A 19,289-nucleotide genomic window follows, 5' to 3' on the forward strand; every position below is an offset into this window, starting at 1 on the left:
TTTCAGCGCAGGTTCAACAGGCGTACCAGGATTCCAGCCATTGGTCACGGTTAGGTTGAGATCGTACGAACTGACCCTGTAAATCTCCTGTAAACCTGAAAACCGGACCCAAGGGCCGGTCATCCTTTCTTCTTCGACAGGGTCGCGTACACGATCACGTTGTCCGCGTAGCTGTGCGCCGACTTGTTGTAGACGCCGCCGCAGGTCACGAGGCGGAGCTGGGCGTCCTTGGTGTTGCCGTACACGCGGTTGGTCGGGAACGTCGTCTTGTTCACCTGCTCGATGCCGCTCACCGTGAAGCGGGTGACCTTGCCGTCCGAGCGGTAGACGTAGATGACGTCGCCCTTGGCCAGTTCAGCGAGGCGGTTGAAGACGGCGGGGCCCTTGCGGGTGTTGACGTGGCCGTTGATGATCGACGGGCCGACCGCGCCGGGGACGGGGCTGTTGCGGTACCAGCCCGTCAGGTTCGGCTTGGTCAGCGGCGGGACGCCCAGGGTGCCCTTGGAGTCGAGGCCCACGCCGCCGATCGGGGCGTTCACCTTGATCTTGGGGATCTTGATCCGGGTCGGCTTGGCCTTCTTGGTCGCCTTCTTCGCCGGGGGGATCGGGGCCACCGTCGGGACCGCGGCCAGCGGCGGCGGGGCCTCCAGCTTGGCCGGGGTCAGCGGCACGTCCTTGCCACCCGGGCCCACGGTCGGGGAGAGCATGAAGGCGCCGGCGTTCTGGATCTCGATGGGGGTCGGCTGCTCGCCGTTCTCACCCTGACGCGGCTCGGCGGCTCCAGCCAGTACGCCGCCCGGCCCGCCCTCCACCCGCGGCGCCAACTGGAGCACGCCCACGGTCACCGCCACCACCCCGGCCAGCGAGCCGGCGACCAGCAGCCCGGGCAGCGCCCGGTTCATGGCTTTCTTCCGCTCACTCATCACTTCGCTCCTCCGGCGTGCTCGGCGCGGCGCCGCCGTACCAGCAACCCGCCCGACGCGCTGACCAGCAGCAGCGCCGAACCACCCGCGATCAGCCCGTACGGCCCGCCCGCGTCCTCCTCCGGCGCTTCACCCGTGTCCACCCCGCCCTTGGGGGTCTTGAGGACCTGGGCCTTGATGTAGCGGGTGGTGGTCGGCGAGGCGGAGGCACGCGTCGTCGGGGTCTTCACCGCGCCGGGGACAACGCCTACGTGCCAGGGGTCCGGGTCGTTGTCGCCGTTGTTGTTCGGGGGCGTGGTGGTCGGGGTGCTGGTGGGGTCGTTGCTGGTGGTGGGGGTGTTGGTCGGGGTGGGCGTGGTCGGCGGCGGGCTGCTCGGGGTGCCCGGGACGACCACGTCGATGCCGCCTCCGCCGCTCACGAGCTCGCACTCCGCCTCGTGGTGCTTGGGCGGGGACGGCAGGGCGGCGGTGATCACCTTGAAGGCGTCGAGGTACGCGCGGCCGTCGGCGGTGTTCTCAACCTCGATGGTGTGCGGCTTGTAGGCCATCTCGGGCGACTTCCAGAGCACCTCTTTGGCCTTGGTACCGGTCATCGGGGTGCCGTTGACGTCCTTGCCCGGCTCGACGAGCGGGTCGGTGATCGGCTGGCCGTCGATGAGGATCCGGATGGGGCTGAGGTCGCGCTCGCGGCGGCCGATGTACTCGACCTGGGTGCCGGTGAACTCCAGCTTGGCCTTCGCGTTCGCCGCCGTGGTGGTGTGCAGGTCGTTGAGGTGGTCGCCGAACTCCGCCTCGGTGTGGATGCGCGACCAGCCGCCGGTGTAGTCGATCCCGGCATGGTTGTTGTTGAGCGTGACCTCGCCCTGGGCCGGGGTGAACCTGACCACGAGCGAGCCGGGCACGACCCTGACCGTTCCCGGGCGCTGCACCGAGCCGGCGTCGGAAAGACCTTCCGGCACGACTAGCTGGTCGCCGGGCACGAGCGCGGCCTGCTCCTTGCCGCCCTTGGGCCGGAGCTGTCCGTCCCAGGCGCCGGTGATCTCGACGACGCCTTCCAGGTTGAGCAGCGAGCCCTTGGCGAAGTAGCCCGGCGAGCCGAACCGGCGGTCGCCCAGGTACTTGAGCGACCAGCCGACCTCCAGCTGGCCGGCAGAGTTGATCTTGGGGGTGATGCCCGCTTCGAGCTCCACCGGAATGGTGCCGGCCACGCCCCCGGTGCATCGGTACTTCGCCACGAGCGTGTCAGCTTGGCTGGGCACGGACAGCGCGACCACAAAGGCCGCAGAAGCCGCTAACCCGACCGAGGAGGCAACCACTGCCTTACGCCATCGACTCATGGGTCACTCCGATCACCCAGGCATACCAACGGTAGATCTTAGGGGCGGAACGGCGGCTAACGGGGCGATATGTGGCGGCGAGCGGGACTTGTGATGAAGCCGTGTCCGCCAGCCTGTCGCGGCCCTGGCCGCGCATGACTTCTCCCGGTCAGAACTCGCCTCCGAAAGGCCCGCCGGCCCGGGCCGGAGGTCCGGGCGTGGATGTCCTGGGGTGAGTGAGCGACGACCCGCACCCGCCCTATGACGACAGCGATGGCCCAGGCCCGCCTGCTGAGGGCTCGCGTGCCAACTGGTTCGAGCTGTTCTTCGACCTCGTCTTCGTGGTCACCATCTACCAACTCGCGCACGAACTGCACGGCAACCCGAGACCGGCCGACTTCGCGGTCTTCCTCGCCCTGTTCTTCCCCGCCTGGTGGGCGTGGATCAACCTGACCGTCAACGTCTTCGGTCCCGGCAACCGGCGCACACAGGCGATGCTCGTGGCCGCCATGCCGACCTCGGCCTGATGGCCGCCGCGATACCCGACGGCCTCGGCGAACGCGCCTGGGCCTACGCCCTCGGCGCCGCCTGGGTCCGGCTGGTGTACCTACCCCTGTGGTGGCGCGCCTGCCGGCCCGGGCCCATATCTTCCTTCGGGACCTTGCCGCGTGTTGCACGCGGCGGCTGGTCAAGCGCGGGGCGGCAGCTCCAAGCAGGGCGCCTGAGCGAAGCGAAGACCGCTGTGCCCTGGGTGGGCATCAGCCGCTCAACCATTTAGCTGGGCAAGGGGTGGGCCTTCCAAAATCAAAAACGCCTGAGCGAAGCGAAGACCTTTGTGGCCGGGGTGGGCACTCCAAATCAAAACGCCTGAGCGGAGCGAAGTCCTTGACCGGGCGAACCTGAAAGCGGGTATACCTCCAGGTAACAGAATCGTATTCTGTTGGCAGTCCATCCGACTTGGAGGCGAACAGATGCAGCGAGACCTCTTCGACGACGAGCACCTGCTCTTCCAGGAGACCGTCCGCGAGTTCATGGCCCGCGAGGTACTCCCCCACCACGACCAGTGGGAGAAGGACGGCATCGTCCCCCGGGAGGTCTGGAAGAAGGCCGGTGAGGTCGGGATGTTCGGCTTCGCCGTTCCCGAAGAGTACGGCGGCGCCGGGATCACCGACTTCCGCTACAACGCGATCATCACCGAGGAGATCATCAGGACCGGCGCCTCCGGTCTCGGCTGGGGGCTGCACAACGATGTCGTCGCGCCGTACCTGGTCGAGCTGACCGATGACGAGCAGAAGCAGCGCTGGCTGCCCGGGTTCGTCAGCGGCGAGCTGATCACCGCGATCGCCATGACCGAGCCGGGCGCGGGCAGCGATCTCCAGGGCATTCGCACGACGGCCATCCGCGACGGCGACCACTACGTCGTCAACGGTCAGAAGACGTTCATCACCAACGGCATCAACTCCGACCTGGTCGTGGTCGTCGCCAAGACCGACCCGGACGAGGGCGCGCGCGGCACCACGCTGCTCGTGGTCGAGCGTGGCATGGACGGCTTCAGCCGGGGCCGCAACCTGGAGAAGGTGGGGCTCAAGGCGCAGGACACCGCCGAGCTGTTCTTCGACAACGTCCGGGTGCCGGTGGCCAACCGGCTCGGCCCGAACGAGGGCGAGGGCTTCTTCCAGCTCATGAACAACCTGCCGCAGGAGCGCCTGTCGATCGCGGTGGTGGCGGTGGGGGCGGCGGAAGCCGTACTGGAGATGACGATCGAGTACTGCAAGACCCGGCAGGCGTTCGGGCGCAACCTCGGCAAGTTCCAGAACACCCGGTTCGTGCTGGCCGAGCTGGCCACCGAGGTGGAGATCGCCCGCCACTACGTCGACAAGTGCGTGCTCGCGCTCAACAAGAAGGAGCTCTCGGTCGTCGACGCCGCCAAGGCCAAGTGGTGGACGACCGAGCTGCAGAACAAGGTCATCGACCGCTGCCTGCAGTTGCACGGCGGCTACGGCTACATGATGGAGTACCCGGTGGCCAAGGCGTGGCTGGACAGCCGCGTGCAGACGATCTACGGCGGTACCACCGAGATCATGAAGGAGATCATCGGCCGCTCTTTCGGCTTTTAGCCGGAAAAATTGGCCATACTGGCCGTATGGACGGCGGCCTGATCCTCCTGGCTTTCCTGGCGTTGCTGTTCGCCTGGGGTCTCAACCGTGTCCGGCGGGCCCTTCGACTGGGCCCCGTCGGCTACATCGGCGTCATGCTGGTCTTCGTCATCGTCATGCTCCTGGTCTGGGGCCAGACGATGCGCTAGCGGGACTCGAGCACGACCCTGGCCACCAGGTCGGGATCGTCGCTCATCGGCACGTGCCCGCACCCCTTGAGCAGCTTCACCCGCTGCCCCGACCACTTGGCCGCGCGCACCGCCTGCCGGCGCGGGAGCAGCCGGTCGTGCTCGCCCCACGCGATCGTGATCGGCGCCTTGGGCGGCGCGGGCGGCATGAGGCAGGCGAACGACTCCAGCGTCTCGTCGAACCCGGCCGCGCATCCCAGCGCCTGCGTCGCCGCCATCAGCGCGGTCGGCGTCAGCCGTGACGGGTGGGCGACCAGCAGTCCCGCCGACAGCGCGCGTCCCAGCGGGTTCTCCGCCGCTCTGGCCGCCTGCTCGTACGGCACCGCCCGGGCCGCGGAACGCATCGCCCGCAGCGTCGTCTGACACCACACCAGCTCAGGACGCGACCAGAACCCGGCCGGCGAGAACGCGGCAGCCGTACGGACGACTCCGCGAGAAGCCAGCTCCAGCGCGATGTACCCCCCGAGCGAGTTGCCCGCGACGTGCGGCTCGCGCACCCTCATCACCGCGCAGAAGGACTCCACCGCGTCCGCGAGAGACTCCGCGGTGTACGGCGTGCCGTCCGGCAACCCTGGCGAGACCCCGAAGCCGGGCAGATCGATGGCGATCACGTCATAGGAGGCGGCGAGCCGGTCGAGCACCGGCAACCACGCCTGCCAGTGGTGCCCGATGCCGTGGATGAGGATCAGCGGCGCGCCCGAGCCACGACGTTCGTAGGCCAGCTCCATGCCGACGAGTCAACCACTCAGCGGCTGCGCGTGGGAATCTCGAACCAGACCGCTTTGCCTTCCCTGGTCGGGCGTGAGCCCCAGCGCTTGGCGAGCTGGTCGACGAGGTAGAGGCCGCGCCCGCCCTCGTCGTTCTCCCCCGCGCTGCGGATGCGCGGCAGGCGCAGGTCCTGGTCGAACACCTCGACCCAGACCGACTCCTCGCCCCTGCGCAGCCGGAGCGTGAACTCCTTGTCGCCCATCACCTCGTCCTCGAACGGCATGTCCCAGGACTCCTCGAACGGCAGCGGCGGCCCCTCGACCACCAGCTCCCTGCGCGGCACGCTCGCGGTGGCCGCGTGGAGCACCACGTTGGTGACGACCTCGGAGACCAGGAGGCAGGCCAGCTCGGCCCGCTCTTCGGGCACGTTCCAGCCGGTGAAGGCCTCGGCGGCCATCCGCCGCGCTTCGCCGACCATGATCGGCTGGGCGGGGAACGTGCGCTCCTCGACGTCGAGGTCCACGTCGCTGGAGCGCAGCACCAGGATCGCCATGTCGTCGTCGATCTCGCCGGGCACCGCGACCGTGGCGGCGTCGGCGATGCGCTCGACGTCGTCGCCGGTGGTCTTGGCGAGCTTGTCGCACAGGACCGCCAGCGTCTCCTCGTCGGTCGGGGAGCGGCCGTCGCGGGTGGGGCGGCGGTCGACCAGGCCGTCGGTGTAGAGCAGCAGCGCGGCGCCCGGCGGCAGCGTGCGCGTCTCCTCCTTGTAGACGAGGTCGGCGTGCAGGCCCTTGGCCCTGACGCCGAGCGGCTGGCCGACCTCCTCGATGTCCATCTCCAGGCACTGTCCGTCGACCAGCAGCAGCGGCGGCGCGTGGCCCGCGTTGGCGAACGACAACTGGCGTGACCAGGCGTCGTAGACGAGGTACTGGCAGGTGACGATCGGCGGGATGCTCACCTCGGTGCCGTTGTCGTCCTGCTCGGGGGTGGCGATGATGCGGGTCCACTCGTCGAGCCTGGCCAGGATGTCGGCGGGCGACTTGTCGTCCTGGGCGAAGGCGCGCAGCGCGGCGCGCAACTGACCCATGATGGCCGCGGCCTTGGCGCCCCGGCCCTCGACGTCGCCGATGACGATGCCGACCCGGCCCGCCGACAGCGGGATCACGTCGTACCAGTCGCCGCCCACCTGGGTCTGGATGCCCTGGCCGTGGGAGGCCAGCGGGGCGGCCGGGTAGTAGCGTACGGCGATCTCCAGGCCGTCGAGCTGCGGCAGCGCACGCGGGAGCAGGTGCTTCTGGAAGGACTCGGCGGTGTGCCGTTCCTCCTCGAACAGCAGCGCGTTGTCGATCGCGAGCGCGACCCGGGTGGCGATGGCGCCGACGAAGTCGCGGTCGAAGGCGTCGTAGTGGGGGCTGCGGCGGTCGGTGAGGTTGGACAGCCCGAGGTACATCAGGCCGAGCGTCTCCCCGCGCACGCACAGCGGGGCGACGATGGCGGAGGTCATGCCGACCTCGCCGCACAACTGGGCGCTGCCCTCGTGGGGGGCCGGGAAGCTGCTGGTGGCGAAGTCCTCGACCAGGATCGTCTCCTGGCGGCGCAGCGCGGTGTCGGCGTAGTGGCCGGAGGGGTAGCGGATCTCCGCGCCGACCGGCTTCCAGGTGCCCGGCGGCGGGGTCCAGCCCTGCACGTGCTGGGAGACGCGGCGCACCAGGCGCTCGCCCTCCATCAGCTCGATGAAGCAGTGGTCGGCGAACTGCGGCACCAGCATCTCGGCGACGCGCTTCAGCGTCTCCTCGACGTACAGGGAGCCGGCCAGGCGTTCGCCGATGCGCTCCAGCAGGCCGAAGCGGTCCTTCTCGCGCTCGTTGCTGCGCAGGGCCTCGCGGGCGGTGATGACCACGCCGGTCACCGAGCCGGACGGGTGGCGCAGCGGCACCGCCTGTGCCCGGACGTAGACGATGGTGCCGTCGCCCCGCCGTACGTCGAAGGTGCCCTCCCAGACGCCGCCCTTGAGGACGTGCTTGGCCAGCTCGATCGCGAGCGGGTGGTCCTTCTCCATGATCCCGAGGGACAGGACGGACGTCTCCCTGCTCGACGACTTGCCTGGGCGGCCGAACAGCTTCTCCGCGAAGGGGTTCCAGTAGAGCAGGTTGCTGAACCTGTCCGTCACGACGACGGCCATCTCCGCGTGATCCAGCACCGACCCGGCTGCCAGGTGATCAGCCGCGTCCGGTGACAGATCCCCCCATCGCTTCATCCGGAGACCACTCCTCGGGGAGGCTTATGCGAAAAGCGAACCACGGGCGCTCCTGCAACAGTCATGGCCGGGGGGAGTGGAGGGTTCTCCCTTGAGGGATTCAACCAAGCAGAAGCTCGTGCGTCAGCGCCTGGAGACGAAAACGTGCGCGGCAACCTCACGCGGAAGTTCCGCGGGAGTTCCGTTCGCGTCTCCGTCACCTGTCACCCGCACACCGTCGTCGCTCGCCGCGAGCGTCACCTCGCGTCCGGGTTGTATCCCAACTTGCTTGAGTTTAAGCATCACAGCGGGATCGCTTTGCACTTGTTCGCTAATTCGCCGCACGACAACCGGCATATCACGGGGTCCGGCAAGATCGGCCATGGCCTCCAGTGGCTTATCGGCTGCTTCATCCGCTTCGTGCGCGCCGAGCTCGGCCAGCCCCGGGATGGGGTTGCCGTGCGGGCAGACCGTCGGGTTGTCGAGCAGCGTGACCAGGCGGCTCTCCACCGACTCCGACATGACGTGCTCCCAGCGGCAGGCCTCGATGTGCACCTCCTCCCACGGCAGCCCGATGACCTGGGTCAGCAGGCATTCGGCGAGCCGGTGCTTGCGCATCACGCGCGTGGCCAGCGTGCGGCCGAGGTCGGTCATGGCCAGGTGGCGATCGCCTTCGACTTTCACCAGGCCGTCACGTTCCATGCGGGCGACGGTCTGGCTCACGGTCGGGCCGCTCTGCTGGAGCCGCTCGGCGATGCGTGCGCGAAGAGGGACGATGCCCTCCTCCTCGAGTTCGTAGATCGTGCGGAGATACATCTCCGTGGTGTCGATCAGGCCGTGTGCGGTCAAGGCTCCTCCCATCTTGATGCTACGCCGGTCCGGCGGGGACTGAGCCCGTCCGCGGCGGGCACAGAGGTCAAAGGGAACCCTATTGGGAGAACGACCGACGATGGCAAAGGACGGCAACAAACGAGCGGCCCCGTTCCTTCCCGATCACCGCCCGCGCGAGCGGTAGTTCCTGAATCCCGGTACGGCCAGCCCCACGAGCACCACGGCCAGCGCGCAGGCCAGACCGCCTCCCACCCAGGCCCCCGCCAGCCCGAACGCCGTAGCCGTGGCCCCGGCGCGCAGGTCGCCCAGCCGCGGTCCGCCCGCGACCACCACCATGAAGACCCCCTGGAGCCGGCCGCGCATCTCGTCGGGCGCGTAGAGCTGCAGGATCGACTGCCGCCACACCGAGGAGACCACGTCGGCCGCCCCGCCCAGGGCCAGGAACACCACCACGAGCCAGAGCGACTGCGCGAGCCCGGCGGCGGCGACGGACAGGCCCCACAGCGCGATGACGACGACGAGCGCGAGCCCCTGCCTGGTGACCCTGCCGACCCAGCCGGAGAACAGCGCGCCCGTGAACGACCCGAGCGCCATGGCCGCGTTGAGCCAGCCGAGCGCGAGCTCGTCCCCGCCGAACCGGGTGGCCGCCAGCTCCGGGAACAACGCCCTGGGCAGCGCGAACACCATCGCGATGATGTCCACGACGAACGACATGAGCAGCACCGGCGTCACCAGGATGTAGCGCAGCCCGTCCAGGACGGCCCGCGCGCCGGGCCGCGTGACCACGCCGACGGGCGGCAGCGGCGGCAGCCGTACGGCCGCATAGAGCCCGGCGCCGAACAGCACCGCGTCGATCGCGTACGCGGCCGCGAACCCGGAGACGGCCATGACCGCCCCGGCCAGCATCGGCCCGGCGACCGCGCCCACGCTGAAGACGAGCGACTGCAGGGCGTTGGCCGCCGGTACGCGCTCCGGAGGCAGGATCCTCGGGATGATGGCGCCCCTGGTGGGCGAGGTGATGGCGAAGCCCGTCGCGTTGACCGCCATCAGGCCCAGGAGCAGGTAGACGTTGCGCAGGTCCAGCAGGGCCTGCAGGAGGATGAGCAGGGTGCTCGCCCAGGCGATGAGCGAGCCGATGAGAAGGAGCTTGCGGCGGTCGACGGCGTCGGCGACCGCGCCGCCCCACAGACCGAAGACGACGAGCGGGACGAGGTTCGCCAGGCTGAGGAAGCCGACCCACAGGGACGACTGGGTGAGCACCCAGACCTGCTGGCTGGCGGCGACCACGGTCACGCCCATGCCGACGTGGGAGACCGCCTGGCCGATCCAGAGCCGCCGGTAGGCGGGTACCTGCAGTGGCCGGGTGTCCACAAGGTGCCGTTTGATCAAATCCCCGATTGCCACTTAAGGCACATTAAGGGGCAAGTCGCTCCAGCTCCCAGCCGGGGTGCGCCCGCCGGTAGCGCAGCCGGTCGTGCAGGCGGTCGAGCTGGCCCTGCCAGAACTCCATCTCGCTGGGCACCACCAGATAGCCGCCCCAGAAGTCCGGAACCGGTGGATCCTCCGGCCAGCGGGCCGCCAGTTCCTCGTAGCGCCGGTCGAGGTCCTCCCTGGATCGGACCACGGCCGACTGCCTGGAGGCCCAGGCGCCTATGCGGGAGCCGTAGGGGCGGGAGTTGAAGTACTCGGCGGAGCGCTCGTGCGGCAGCCGTACGACCGAGCCCTCGACGCGCACCTGGCGGCGGATCGGGTGCCAGGGGAACAGCAGCGACGCGCGCGGGTTCTCGGACAGGTCGCGGCCCTTGCGGGACTCGTAGTTGGTGAAGAAGACGAAACCGTGCTCGTCGTAGCCCTTGAGCAGGACCGTGCGGGCACTGGGCCGCCCGCCCGCGGAGGCGGTGGCGACGACCATGGCGTTGGGCTCGGGCAGGCCGGCGTCGAGCGCCTCCTGGAACCAGACGGTGAACTGGGCGATGGGGTCTGCGGCGACGTTGGCTTCGAGCAGCGGCTCGCCTTCGTACGAGCGGCGCAGCCCTGACAGCGAGGTGGCATCCACGAGACGGTATTCTTGCGCGCTTGGTGGCGATCCCACACAACGGCCCCCACCAGCGGTGATTGCGTTTCGGCGTGCCCGAAGACGAAGCACCCGATGGCAGGGGGTTAAATTGACGCGCCGGTATCTCGACATCAAGAAAGGGAGGCGGCCGAGAATGTCCGACTTCAAACCCGGCCTCGAAGGCGTCGTAGCCTTCGAGACCGAGATCGCGGAACCGGACAAAGAGGGGGGCGCCCTTCGATACCGGGGCGTCGACATCGAAGAGCTGGTCGGCCGTGTCCCGTTCGGGCACGTTTGGGGCCTGCTGGTCGACAACAAGTTCCAGCCGGGCCTGCCCCCGGCGGAGCCGTACCCCATCCCTGTTCACTCCGGTGACATCCGCGTAGACGTACAGAGCGCCCTCGCCATGCTGGCTCCCGCCTACGGCTTCAAGGCGCTGCTCGACATCGACGACGACCAGGCACGCGACGACCTCGCCCGCGCCTCGGTCATGGCCCTCTCCTTCGTGGCGCAGTCGGCGCGCGGCCTCGGCCTGCCGATGGTGCCGCAGAGCCGCGTCGACGAGGCGAAGACCATCGTCGAACGGTTCATGGTCCGCTGGCGCGGCGAACCCGACCCCAAGCACGTCAAGGCCATCGACGCCTACTGGACCTCCGCCGCCGAGCACGGCATGAACGCCTCCACGTTCACCGCCCGCGTCATCGCCTCCACCGGCGCCGACGTGGCCGCCGCGCTCTCCGGTGCCGTGGGCGCCATGTCCGGCCCGCTGCACGGTGGCGCCCCCGCCCGCGTGCTGCACATGATCGAGGGCGTCGAGCAGCTCGGCGACGCCAAGAAGTACGTCCAGAGCGAGCTGGACAAGGGCAACCGCCTCATGGGCTTCGGCCACCGCGTCTACCGCGCCGAGGACCCGCGTGCGCGCGTGCTGCGCCGTACCGCCAAGGAGCTCGACGCGCCCCGCTACGAGGTCGCGCAGGCGCTGGAGACGGCGGCGCTCGAAGAGCTGCACGCCCGCAAGCCCGACCGCGTGCTGGCCACCAACGTGGAGTACTGGGCCGCTGTCGTGCTCGACTTCGCCGAGGTGCCCTCGCACATGTTCACCTCGATGTTCACCTGCGCCCGCACGGCCGGCTGGGCCGCGCACATCCTGGAGCAGAAGCGCACGGGCAGGCTCGTCCGCCCCAGCGCGAACTACACCGGCCCCGCCACCCGCCCCCTGAGCGACGTGCCCGGAGCCTCCGAGGTCGCCGGCCTCATCTGAAGCCTGCCCCGTACGGCTGCCGCGCGTCCCGTGGCAGCCGTACGCCAGGTCACGGCGGCTTCACCCCCGCGGGCGCGTCATCCGGCAACCCCTCGCAGAGCGGGTTCTCCTTGGGCGCCGCACCGGCGTCCAGCGGCCCGCAGCGCACCACCGGCTGCGAATGACCGTGCTTCCCCCGCGCGACCCGCATGATGGCCAGCGCCTTGTCCTTCGGCCCGTGGCGCTCGGAGGGCCCGAAGTCGATCACGCCGCTCGACCCCTCCCACGCGGCGCCGCCCGAGGTGCGCGAGAGCCGGTACAGGATGTCGCCCCTGCTGGGCAGTCCCGCCTGCAACGCCGCCTTGTACGCCGTGTTGGCCGCCTGGTAGATCACGCTCGTGGCGTCATAGGTCAGGATGAGGTTGTCGTCGGGAGCACGCGGATGCGCGCCCTGCAGCAGCCTGCTGACGAACGCCGTCGGATTCACCTCGTCGGCCGCCCACATCGCCCGGTTGGCCAGCGACAGGTGGTAGACCTCGACCTGCTTCATGTCCGCGATGCCCGCCCCGTGATCGGCCACGACCTTGACCACGTCGTCACTCGCGATCACCTTGACCACGCCCTCCCCGCACGCCTTGCCCTCGATCACGTTGAGGAAGTCGCGGAACTCGGGCGCGCGCCCCGCGTAGACGATGACGCCGGGATCGAGCTGGCAGGCCCGCAGGACCGCCGCCGAGATTCCGCCCTGCTCGACCGTGTAGGGCAGGGACTCGGCGATCTTTATGCCGTGCCGTGGCAGCGCCTCCCTGAAGTCGGCGGCCAGGTTGTTGGTGTACTCGTCCTGCGGCGTGCCGTCCTGGACGATCACCGCCGTGGGCTCCGGCACCCCTTTGAGCAGCTTGTCGCGGATGTAGCGGGAGGCCAGCGTCGTCACGCGGAAGTTCGTCGGCGCCACGTGGAAGTAGTACGGCGACGTAGCGCCCGTGTCCTCCAGGTAGCCGAGCCGGTCGGCCGTCGCGGTGCTCGCCACCATCGGGATCTTCGCGTCGTGCAGCACACCGACCGCCTGCCTGACGCCCTCCACGCTGCGCGAGAACCCCACCACCCCCATCACGCGCGGGTCCTGCGCGGCCAGCCCGGTGATGAGCTCGGCCGTACGGCGGGCGTGGCCGTAGTTGTCGCCCGCGTTCGCGATCAGCACCCGCAGCCGGGGCGTGCTCGACACGGTGCGCTGGTACTCCTCGACGGCCGCCAGCTCCGCCAGCGAACCGGCCAGCCGCGTGTCGTCCACCGCCGACATCCTGATCGAGAACTCGCCGAACAACACGACGCTGACGTACCTGTTCGAGCTGACGGCGTACGCGTTGTTGGTGTCGATCTTCTTGATCAGGTTCGCCATCTCACCGCCGAACATGGTCTCCGGCGTGGACTCAGTGGCGTTGACGACCCCCACGCACTCCGCGCCCCGCCGCTCCACCCAGTCCAGCCCGCCGCAGTGCGCGGCGCGGTCCTGCTGCGTCAGCACGACCCAGACCGCGGGCAGCACCAGCAGCAGTCCGACCGCGAGCCAGTAGCCCACCGCACGGGCCTGGCTCGGCCATCTCCTCGCCGTGTACGGCGTGGCCGCCAGCGGAGCCGGAGCCAGCGCGTTCACCCGCAGCGGGGGCACGTTCAGCCGGACGGCCCGCTCCCACCGGTCCACCGCGGCGCCCAGTTCCCCCGGCCCCGGCGGTTGCGGCGGCGGCACCGGCTCGGGCACCGCGGCCAGCACGACCATCGGAGCGAGCAGCCCCGTCTCCTCCGTGGTCTCCTCCACCAGACGCAGGAACCGGGCGTTCGTCCCTTCCGGGTCCCCGACCTCCAGAAGCACCAGGCAGTAGAGCCCGCGCCCCCAGCTCGGCCACGGAATGAGCCATTTCTTGTACGCCTCGCGCAGATCCCGGCAGAGCGCGTGGACGAGTAATCGCTCGATGTCGTCGTCGCCCGCGTTCGCCAGCCGCAGCGCGTACTCCGGGAGCCTCTCGAACCTCTTGCGCTTCAGGTAGCGCATCCGGCCGAACCAGCCGGTGAACAGCGTGCCCCGGATCGACAGCACACCCTGGACCCCGGTGCCGACCAGCGCCACCAGGAGACCGAACAGCCACGGGAGCACGCCGACCAGGTCGGAGGCGCCGCCCACCCACCACACCGCCAGCGTGCCGAGCGGCACCCAGGTCGTGGCGGCCCTGGCCACGAAGTCGGCCAAGGTCCGCAGGCCGCGGACGTCGGCGTACTTGGACCTGCGCCAGTCCCTGAGCCGCCTCTTCATCTCGCGGTAGCCGGTGTGCGACTTCTCCGGCGGGACGCCCTCCGGCTTGTCCCGCTGCTCGCGCGCCCACAGCACGAACTGCGCCAGCGGGAAGCGCGGCGGCGGCAGGAAGGTCCCGCCCACCGGCTTGGCGAGCTGCCCCTCCGCACCCGCCAGCGCCTTCACCAGGTCATGGACGGTCGCGTTCCCGCCTTCCTGGACGATGGCGCTCGACACGCAGTCCTCGTACGGCTGCGCGAGCCACCTGGCCGCCTCGAAGGCGCCCTCGCCGGACACCAGCACCATCGGAAGAGGTGGGTCGGCCCGCCAGAACGCCGGCCGCCGAATGATCCCCGCAATCACGTTCCGCAGATCGGCCACGTCGCTGCCCCATCGATCGCAAGACCCACATCATGTCTCACATCTCGGACCCGGGCCAAGCCAGTCGTCGCACCTCAGTACGCTTGGGCAGGTGGCTGACATCGTGATTCCCGCTGACATCAAGCCCGCCGACGGCCGCTTCGGCTGCGGGCCCTCGAAGGTCCGTCCTGAGCAACTGGCCGCGCTCGCCTCCGCCGGGGCCGGCGTCATGGGGACCTCCCACCGCCAGAAGCCGGTCAAGAGCCTGGTCGGCCGCGTGCGCTCCGGCCTCGCCGACCTGTTCTCGCTGCCCGAGGGCTATCAGGTCGTGCTGGGCAACGGCGGCACCACCGCGTTCTGGGACATCGCCGCCTTCGGGCTGGTGCGCGACAGGTCGCAGCACCTGTCGTTCGGCGAGTTCTCCTCGAAGTTCGGCGCGGTCGTCAGCAAGGCGCCCTGGCTCGGCGAGCCGACGATCATCAAGTCCGAGGTCGGCACCCACCCGGAGGCCGTGCTCGAAGAGGGCGTCGACGTCTACGCCCTGACCCACAACGAGACCTCGACCGGCGTCGCGATGCCGATCGTGCGCGTGGGCTCCGACGACTCGCTGGTGCTGGTCGACGCCACCTCCGGCGCCGGCGGCCTGCCCGTCGACATCACCGAGACCGACGTCTACTACTTCGCCCCGCAGAAGAGCTTCGCCTCCGACGGCGGCCTGTGGATCGCGATCATGTCGCCGCGCGCGCTGGCCCGCGTCGAGGAGATCGCCGCCTCGGGCCGGTACGTGCCGGAGTTCTTCAGCCTGCCGGTCGCCATCGACAACTCCGGCAAGGACCAGACGTACAACACGCCGTCGGTGGCCACGCTGTTCCTGCTGGCCGACCAGATCGAGTGGATGAACGCCAACGGCGGCCTGGCCTGGACCACCGCCCGCACCGCCGACTCCGCCCAGCGCCTCTACACGTGGGCGGAGAAGTCCTCCTTCGCCACGCCGTTCGCCGCGCCGGAGTTCCGCTCGCAGGTCGTCGGCACCATCGACTTCAACGACGACGTCGACGCCGCCGCGGTGGCCAAGGCGCTGCGCGCCAACGGCATCGTCGACACCGAGCCCTACCGCAAGCTCGGCCGCAACCAGTTGCGCGTGGCGATGTTCCCGGCCATCGACCCGGCCGACGTCGAGGCGCTGACGACCTGCGTCGACTACGTGGTCGAGCGTCTCTGACCCGTCCGCCTGGCCAGTTCCTCCAGCAGGGCGAGCGCGTCGGCGTCCTCGACGCTCTGCGCGAAGCGCGCCAGCACCGGCAGTCTGTCGGTGCTGGCCGAGAGCGCTTCGAGCATCAGCCGGGTGAGGTGTTCGTCCCTGCTGTGCACGGCCGCGTACCTGAAGGCGTTGCGGTACGGCGTGCGGACCAGCAGCCCCTTCTTCAGCAGCCGCTCGGCCACGGTCTGCACCGTGGTGTAGGCCAGCGCCCTGTCCTCGTTCAGCCTGCCCAGGACTTCTCTGACGAGAAGCGGTTTCCGGGCGTCCCACAGCACGTCCATGATCGCGCGTTCCAGGGATCCCAGGGTTGCCACAGTTAACATTGTTGCCGGAAAACCCCCGCCGCGACCAGTGATGTCGAGATTCCGTAAAGTTGTGCGAGAAAGCACGCACGTGACGGGGGTTGACCGGAGTGACGTCCCATCCCACACGGCCTCTTGGCCTGGGGTACCTGATGTTCGCCAGCCGCTGGCTGCAGTTGCCGCTCTATCTGGGGCTGATCGTGGCGCAGGGCGTCTACGTGTGGCAGTTCCTGGTCGAGTTGTGGCACCTGATTCAGACGGTCGTCTCCGGCGATCCCAGCCACTCACCGGTCGCGTTGAGCTTCTCCAAGCTGACCTCGGGTGAGACGCCGAGCATGGAGGTCATCGTCATGCTCTCCGTGCTCGCCCTGATCGACGTCGTGATGATCTCCAACCTGCTCATCATGGTCATCGTCGGCGGCTACGAGACGTTCGTCTCGCGCATCAACCTCAACGGGCACCCCGACGAGCCGGAATGGCTCTCCCACGTCAACGCCAACGTGCTCAAGGTCAAGCTGGGCACCGCGATCATCGGCATCTCGTCGGTGCACCTGCTGCAGACGTTCATCCAGGCGCGCTGGATCCCCGACAACAAGATCATGTGGCAGACGTTCATCCACCTGGCCTTCGTCGCCTCGGCGATCGGGCTGGCGTGGATCGACCGGCTGCTGTCCCACTCGCCCGCCGAGCGGACCAGGGATCTGGTGCACTAGTAGGCGGTCAGGGGGGCGCCGCGGCGGCGGCGTAGCACCCAGGCCGACACCACGCCGGCGATCAGCCCGAACAGGTGGCCCTGCCACGAGATCCCGGGCTGGTTGGGCAGCACGCCGAGCAGCATCGAGTAGTAGGCGATCGCCACGCCCACCGCGATGACGATGTCGAGGATGCTGCGGTCGAAGATGCCGCGGGCCACCACGTAGCCGAAGTAGCCGAAGATGAGGCCGCTGGCGCCCACGGCGACGGTCCCGATCGGGGTGGTGAGCCAGGTGCCCAGCCCGCCGATGAGGATGATCAGCAGGGTGGCGGCCAGGAACCGGCCGAGCCCGCGTACCGCCGCCAGGAAGCCCAGGATGAGCAGCGGCAGCGAGTTGGCCATCAGATGGCCGAAGCCCACGTGCAGGAACGGCGCGAACAGGATGCCGATCAGGCCGGAGGGCTGCCAGCCGGCGATGCCGTAGCCGTCGAGGTTGACCGGCAGGACGTAGTCGGCGACTTCCAGTGCCCACATGGCGGCGACGGCCACCACGAGCAAGATCACGGCGCCCGCCGCTTCGGCGAGCATGCCACGCAAGCGGGACCGTCCTTCGGGCTGGCCGTTCATGCGCGCTCCTGCGGGGTCGGCTGACTTCCCTTTTACCGTACGCAGGAATCGTCACGGACGCGTAGAGGGGGCCCTCTTCTCGCGGAGAGGGCCCCCTGTTACTCGCCCTTCCAGTTGGGGGCGCGCTTCTCGGCGAAGGCCGCGGCGCCCTCCATCGCGTCCTTCGAGCCGAACACCGGCCCGACGATCGCGCCCTGCTTGACGAACATCTCCTCCAGGGACCAGTCCTGCGACTCGATGACCACCTTCTTGGTCGCCGCCAGCGCCAGCGGGGCGTTCGCGGCGATCTTCCTGGCCAGTTCGAGCGCCGTCTCCAGGGCGCCGCCCGCCGGGGTGACCCGGTTGACCAGGCCCAGCTCGTACAGGCGGGCGGCCGGGTAGTGGTCGCCGGTCAGGGCGATCTCCATGGCCACGTGGTAGGGGATGCGGCGGGGCAGCCGCATGACGCCGCCCGCGCCGGCCACCAGCCCGCGCTTGGGCTCGGGCAGGCCGAACTTGGCCTCCTCGGAGGCGACGATCAGGTCGCAGGACAGCGCCAGCTCGAAGCCGCCGGCCAGCGCGTACCCCTCCACCGCGGCGACCAGCGGCTTCTTCGGCGGCGCCTCGGCCAGGCCGCCGAAGCCGCGCCCCTCGACCACCGGGAGGTCGCCGGTCAGGAAGCCCTTGAGGTCCATGCCGGCGGAGAAGGTGCCGCCCGCTCCGGTCAGGACGTAAGCCGAGATGTCGGAGCGGGCGTCGAGCTCGTCCAGCGCCGCGGCGATGCCGCGGGCCACCGCGCCGTTGACGGCGTTGCGGGCCTGCGGGCGGTTGATGGTGATGACGGCGACGTTGCCGGATTCGTCGACGAGAACCTCAGAGTCAGACACGCGACCTCACTTGGGCTGGAAGCGGATGCCGCCGTCGAAGCGGACGACCTCGGCGTTCATGTAGTCGTTCTCGATCAGCGAGCGGACCAGGTGCGCGAACTCGTCCGGACGGCCCATGCGCTTCGGGAAGACCACGGGGGCCACCAGCTTCGCCTTGAACTCCTCGGAGTTCGGCGAAAAGCCGTAGATCGGGGTGTCGATGATGCCGGGGCAGATCGTGTTCACGCGGACGCCGATCGCCGCCAGGTCGCGCGCGGCCGGGACCGTCATGCCCACGATGCCGCCCTTGGAGGCGGAGTAGGCGAGCTGCCCGGTCTGGCCCTCCAGCGCCGCGACGGAGGCGGTGTTGATGACGACGCCGCGGTGGCCGTCCTCGGAGGCCGGCTCGGTCTTGGCGATGGCGGCGGCGCCGACGCGCATGAGGTTGAACGTGCCGATCAGGTTCACCTCGATGACCTTGCGGTAGCTGGCCAGGCTGTGCGGCGCGCCGTCGCGGTTGACGGTGCGCTCGGCCCAGCCGATGCCGGCGCTGTTCACGATCACACGGACCGGCTTGCCGGTCGCCACGGCGGCGTCCACCGCCGCCTGCACCTGCTCCTCGTCCGACACGTCTGTCCTGACGAAGACTCCGCCGAGCTCGTCGGCGATGGCCTTGCCGCGCTCCTCGTTGAGGTCGGCGATGACCACGGTCGCGCCGTGGGCGGCCAGCTCGCGGGCGGTGGCCTCACCGAGGCCGCTGGCACCGCCGGAGATGATTGCTGCGGATCCGTTGACGTCCATATCCCGGACCCTAACCCGACAACCGAATGAAGTTCTACTCGGGGTGGGTTAAAACGCGGTCACATGCCGCCGACGGCGCTGTCCACGTCGGAGTAGACCTTGATGCGCCGGTCCAGCCCGGTGGTACGCAGGATGCGGGCCACCGGCGCCTGCGGAGCGGCCAGGGACACGCCGCCGCCCTCACCTGTGGCCAGGCGCCACGCCTCGATCAGCACCGACAGGCCGCTGGAGTCCATGAACGACAGTTGCTGCAGGTCGAGCACCAGCCGCGCGCCGTCCTGCTTGATGGCATCGCGCACCTCGTCGCGCAGGAAGGGCGCGGTGAACAGGTCAAGCTCACCCTCAACGGCCACCACCACGGCGTCGCCCATCGAGTGTCGCGCAAGCCGCAGCTTCATGTTCGGCCCCTCCTCGATGAGCCACTGTACTTGGACATCCCCGATAAGCGGGCATGCACA

The 19,289-nt window shown here is 69.5% G+C and carries 19 protein-coding genes; 6 read left to right on the plus strand and 13 right to left on the minus strand.

Annotated features, from left to right (window positions below):
- Positions 1 to 119: 119 nt before the first annotated feature.
- Positions 120 to 923: a class F sortase gene (locus ACIBEJ_RS17760; RefSeq protein WP_397183801.1), complete on the minus strand. Its 804-nt coding sequence runs from the start codon at positions 921 to 923 to the stop codon at positions 120 to 122.
- Positions 923 to 2,158: a hypothetical protein gene (locus ACIBEJ_RS17765; RefSeq protein ID WP_397183802.1), complete on the minus strand. Its 1,236-nt coding sequence runs from the start codon at positions 2,156 to 2,158 to the stop codon at positions 923 to 925. The genes ACIBEJ_RS17760 and ACIBEJ_RS17765 overlap by 1 nt, the downstream gene beginning before the upstream one ends.
- Positions 2,159 to 2,475: 317 nt before the next feature.
- Between ACIBEJ_RS17765 and ACIBEJ_RS17770 the strand changes: the two genes are divergently transcribed.
- From ACIBEJ_RS17770 to ACIBEJ_RS17780, 3 genes are all read left to right on the plus strand, one after another.
- Positions 2,476 to 2,766, plus strand: coding sequence for a low temperature requirement protein A (locus tag ACIBEJ_RS17770; RefSeq protein ID WP_397183803.1), 291 nt, complete (start codon positions 2,476 to 2,478; stop codon positions 2,764 to 2,766).
- A 444-nt stretch (positions 2,767 to 3,210) separates the two neighbouring features.
- A complete protein-coding gene (locus tag ACIBEJ_RS17775; protein ID WP_397183804.1) occupies positions 3,211 to 4,356 on the plus strand; it encodes an acyl-CoA dehydrogenase family protein in 1,146 nt (381 codons plus the stop codon).
- Between the two features lie 26 nt (positions 4,357 to 4,382).
- Positions 4,383 to 4,544: a hypothetical protein gene (locus tag ACIBEJ_RS17780; protein WP_397183805.1), complete on the plus strand. Its 162-nt coding sequence runs from the start codon at positions 4,383 to 4,385 to the stop codon at positions 4,542 to 4,544.
- On the opposite strand, the gene ACIBEJ_RS17785 is transcribed toward ACIBEJ_RS17780, so the two are convergent.
- The 5 genes from ACIBEJ_RS17785 to pdxH all read right to left on the minus strand — a co-directional run bounded on the left by ACIBEJ_RS17785 (position 4,541) and on the right by pdxH (position 10,414).
- Complete coding sequence (locus ACIBEJ_RS17785; protein ID WP_397183806.1) at positions 4,541 to 5,311, minus strand: alpha/beta fold hydrolase; 771 nt, start codon at positions 5,309 to 5,311, stop codon at positions 4,541 to 4,543. The two genes, ACIBEJ_RS17780 and ACIBEJ_RS17785, sit on opposite strands and share 4 nt — an antisense overlap.
- A gap of 17 nt (positions 5,312 to 5,328) precedes the next feature.
- Positions 5,329 to 7,548, minus strand: a complete 2,220-nt coding sequence (locus ACIBEJ_RS17790; protein WP_397183807.1) for a SpoIIE family protein phosphatase — start codon at positions 7,546 to 7,548, stop codon at positions 5,329 to 5,331.
- Positions 7,549 to 7,671: 123 nt separating this feature from the next.
- Positions 7,672 to 8,376 carry a metal-dependent transcriptional regulator gene (locus ACIBEJ_RS17795; protein ID WP_397183808.1) on the minus strand — a complete coding sequence of 235 codons (705 nt, stop codon included), beginning with the start codon at positions 8,374 to 8,376 and terminating at the stop codon, positions 7,672 to 7,674.
- A gap of 144 nt (positions 8,377 to 8,520) precedes the next feature.
- Complete coding sequence (locus tag ACIBEJ_RS17800; RefSeq protein WP_397183809.1) at positions 8,521 to 9,762, minus strand: MFS transporter; 1,242 nt, start codon at positions 9,760 to 9,762, stop codon at positions 8,521 to 8,523.
- A gap of 10 nt (positions 9,763 to 9,772) precedes the next feature.
- Positions 9,773 to 10,414 carry a pyridoxamine 5'-phosphate oxidase gene (gene pdxH, locus ACIBEJ_RS17805; protein WP_397183810.1) on the minus strand — a complete coding sequence of 214 codons (642 nt, stop codon included), beginning with the start codon at positions 10,412 to 10,414 and terminating at the stop codon, positions 9,773 to 9,775.
- 154 nt (positions 10,415 to 10,568) lie between these two features.
- Here pdxH and ACIBEJ_RS17810 point away from each other — a divergent pair, with 154 nt between their 5' ends.
- The gene (locus tag ACIBEJ_RS17810; protein ID WP_379614659.1) at positions 10,569 to 11,675 is read left to right on the plus strand and encodes a citrate synthase 2; all 1,107 of its coding nucleotides are present in this window, start codon (positions 10,569 to 10,571) and stop codon (positions 11,673 to 11,675) included.
- A gap of 49 nt (positions 11,676 to 11,724) precedes the next feature.
- Here ACIBEJ_RS17810 and ACIBEJ_RS17815 read toward each other — a convergent pair whose 3' ends face one another.
- Complete coding sequence (locus ACIBEJ_RS17815) at positions 11,725 to 14,322, minus strand: ABC transporter substrate-binding protein (RefSeq protein WP_397183811.1); 2,598 nt, start codon at positions 14,320 to 14,322, stop codon at positions 11,725 to 11,727.
- 91 nt (positions 14,323 to 14,413) lie between these two features.
- Here ACIBEJ_RS17815 and serC point away from each other — a divergent pair, with 91 nt between their 5' ends.
- Entirely contained in the window at positions 14,414 to 15,523 is a 1,110-nt protein-coding gene (gene serC, locus ACIBEJ_RS17820; protein ID WP_397183812.1) for a phosphoserine transaminase, read from the plus strand.
- Here serC and ACIBEJ_RS17825 read toward each other — a convergent pair.
- On the minus strand, positions 15,502 to 15,876 hold the full coding sequence (locus ACIBEJ_RS17825; protein ID WP_397183813.1) for a BlaI/MecI/CopY family transcriptional regulator: 375 nt from the start codon (positions 15,874 to 15,876) through the stop codon (positions 15,502 to 15,504). The genes serC and ACIBEJ_RS17825 overlap by 22 nt on opposite strands.
- Positions 15,877 to 16,016: 140 nt before the next feature.
- Here ACIBEJ_RS17825 and ACIBEJ_RS17830 point away from each other — a divergent pair, with 140 nt between their 5' ends.
- Entirely contained in the window at positions 16,017 to 16,577 is a 561-nt protein-coding gene (locus tag ACIBEJ_RS17830) for a TIGR00645 family protein (RefSeq protein ID WP_397183814.1), read from the plus strand.
- On the opposite strand, the gene ACIBEJ_RS17835 is transcribed toward ACIBEJ_RS17830, so the two are convergent.
- From ACIBEJ_RS17835 to ACIBEJ_RS17850, 4 genes are all read right to left on the minus strand, one after another.
- Positions 16,574 to 17,185 (minus strand): rhomboid family intramembrane serine protease, encoded by a 612-nt coding sequence (locus ACIBEJ_RS17835; protein ID WP_397183815.1) that lies wholly within the window; start codon positions 17,183 to 17,185, stop codon positions 16,574 to 16,576. The two genes, ACIBEJ_RS17830 and ACIBEJ_RS17835, sit on opposite strands and share 4 nt — an antisense overlap.
- Before the next feature lie 98 nt (positions 17,186 to 17,283).
- On the minus strand, positions 17,284 to 18,051 hold the full coding sequence (locus ACIBEJ_RS17840; protein ID WP_397183816.1) for a crotonase/enoyl-CoA hydratase family protein: 768 nt from the start codon (positions 18,049 to 18,051) through the stop codon (positions 17,284 to 17,286).
- Between the two features lie 6 nt (positions 18,052 to 18,057).
- Positions 18,058 to 18,831, minus strand: coding sequence for an SDR family oxidoreductase (locus tag ACIBEJ_RS17845; RefSeq protein ID WP_397183817.1), 774 nt, complete (start codon positions 18,829 to 18,831; stop codon positions 18,058 to 18,060).
- Between the two features lie 59 nt (positions 18,832 to 18,890).
- Positions 18,891 to 19,229, minus strand: coding sequence for an STAS domain-containing protein (locus ACIBEJ_RS17850; RefSeq protein ID WP_397183818.1), 339 nt, complete (start codon positions 19,227 to 19,229; stop codon positions 18,891 to 18,893).
- Positions 19,230 to 19,289: the final 60 nt, after the last annotated feature.

Origin of the sequence: Nonomuraea sp. NPDC050790 (genome assembly GCF_044456745.1) — a bacterium.
Taxonomy (GTDB): domain Bacteria; phylum Actinomycetota; class Actinomycetes; order Streptosporangiales; family Streptosporangiaceae; genus Nonomuraea.

Coding starts and splice junctions, on each gene's coding strand:
- ACIBEJ_RS17760 (WP_397183801.1), bottom strand. CDS start 923: ATGAGTGAGCGGAAGAAAGCCATGAACCGGGCGCTGCCCGGGCTGCTG.
- ACIBEJ_RS17775 (WP_397183804.1), top strand. CDS start 3,211: ATGCAGCGAGACCTCTTCGACGACGAGCACCTGCTCTTCCAGGAGACC.
- ACIBEJ_RS17780 (WP_397183805.1), top strand. CDS start 4,383: ATGGACGGCGGCCTGATCCTCCTGGCTTTCCTGGCGTTGCTGTTCGCC.
- ACIBEJ_RS17785 (WP_397183806.1), bottom strand. CDS start 5,311: ATGGAGCTGGCCTACGAACGTCGTGGCTCGGGCGCGCCGCTGATCCTC.
- ACIBEJ_RS17790 (WP_397183807.1), bottom strand. CDS start 7,548: ATGAAGCGATGGGGGGATCTGTCACCGGACGCGGCTGATCACCTGGCA.
- ACIBEJ_RS17810 (WP_379614659.1), top strand. CDS start 10,569: ATGTCCGACTTCAAACCCGGCCTCGAAGGCGTCGTAGCCTTCGAGACC.
- ACIBEJ_RS17830 (WP_397183814.1), top strand. CDS start 16,017: ATGTTCGCCAGCCGCTGGCTGCAGTTGCCGCTCTATCTGGGGCTGATC.
- ACIBEJ_RS17835 (WP_397183815.1), bottom strand. CDS start 17,185: ATGAACGGCCAGCCCGAAGGACGGTCCCGCTTGCGTGGCATGCTCGCC.
- ACIBEJ_RS17845 (WP_397183817.1), bottom strand. CDS start 18,831: ATGGACGTCAACGGATCCGCAGCAATCATCTCCGGCGGTGCCAGCGGC.
- ACIBEJ_RS17850 (WP_397183818.1), bottom strand. CDS start 19,229: ATGAAGCTGCGGCTTGCGCGACACTCGATGGGCGACGCCGTGGTGGTG.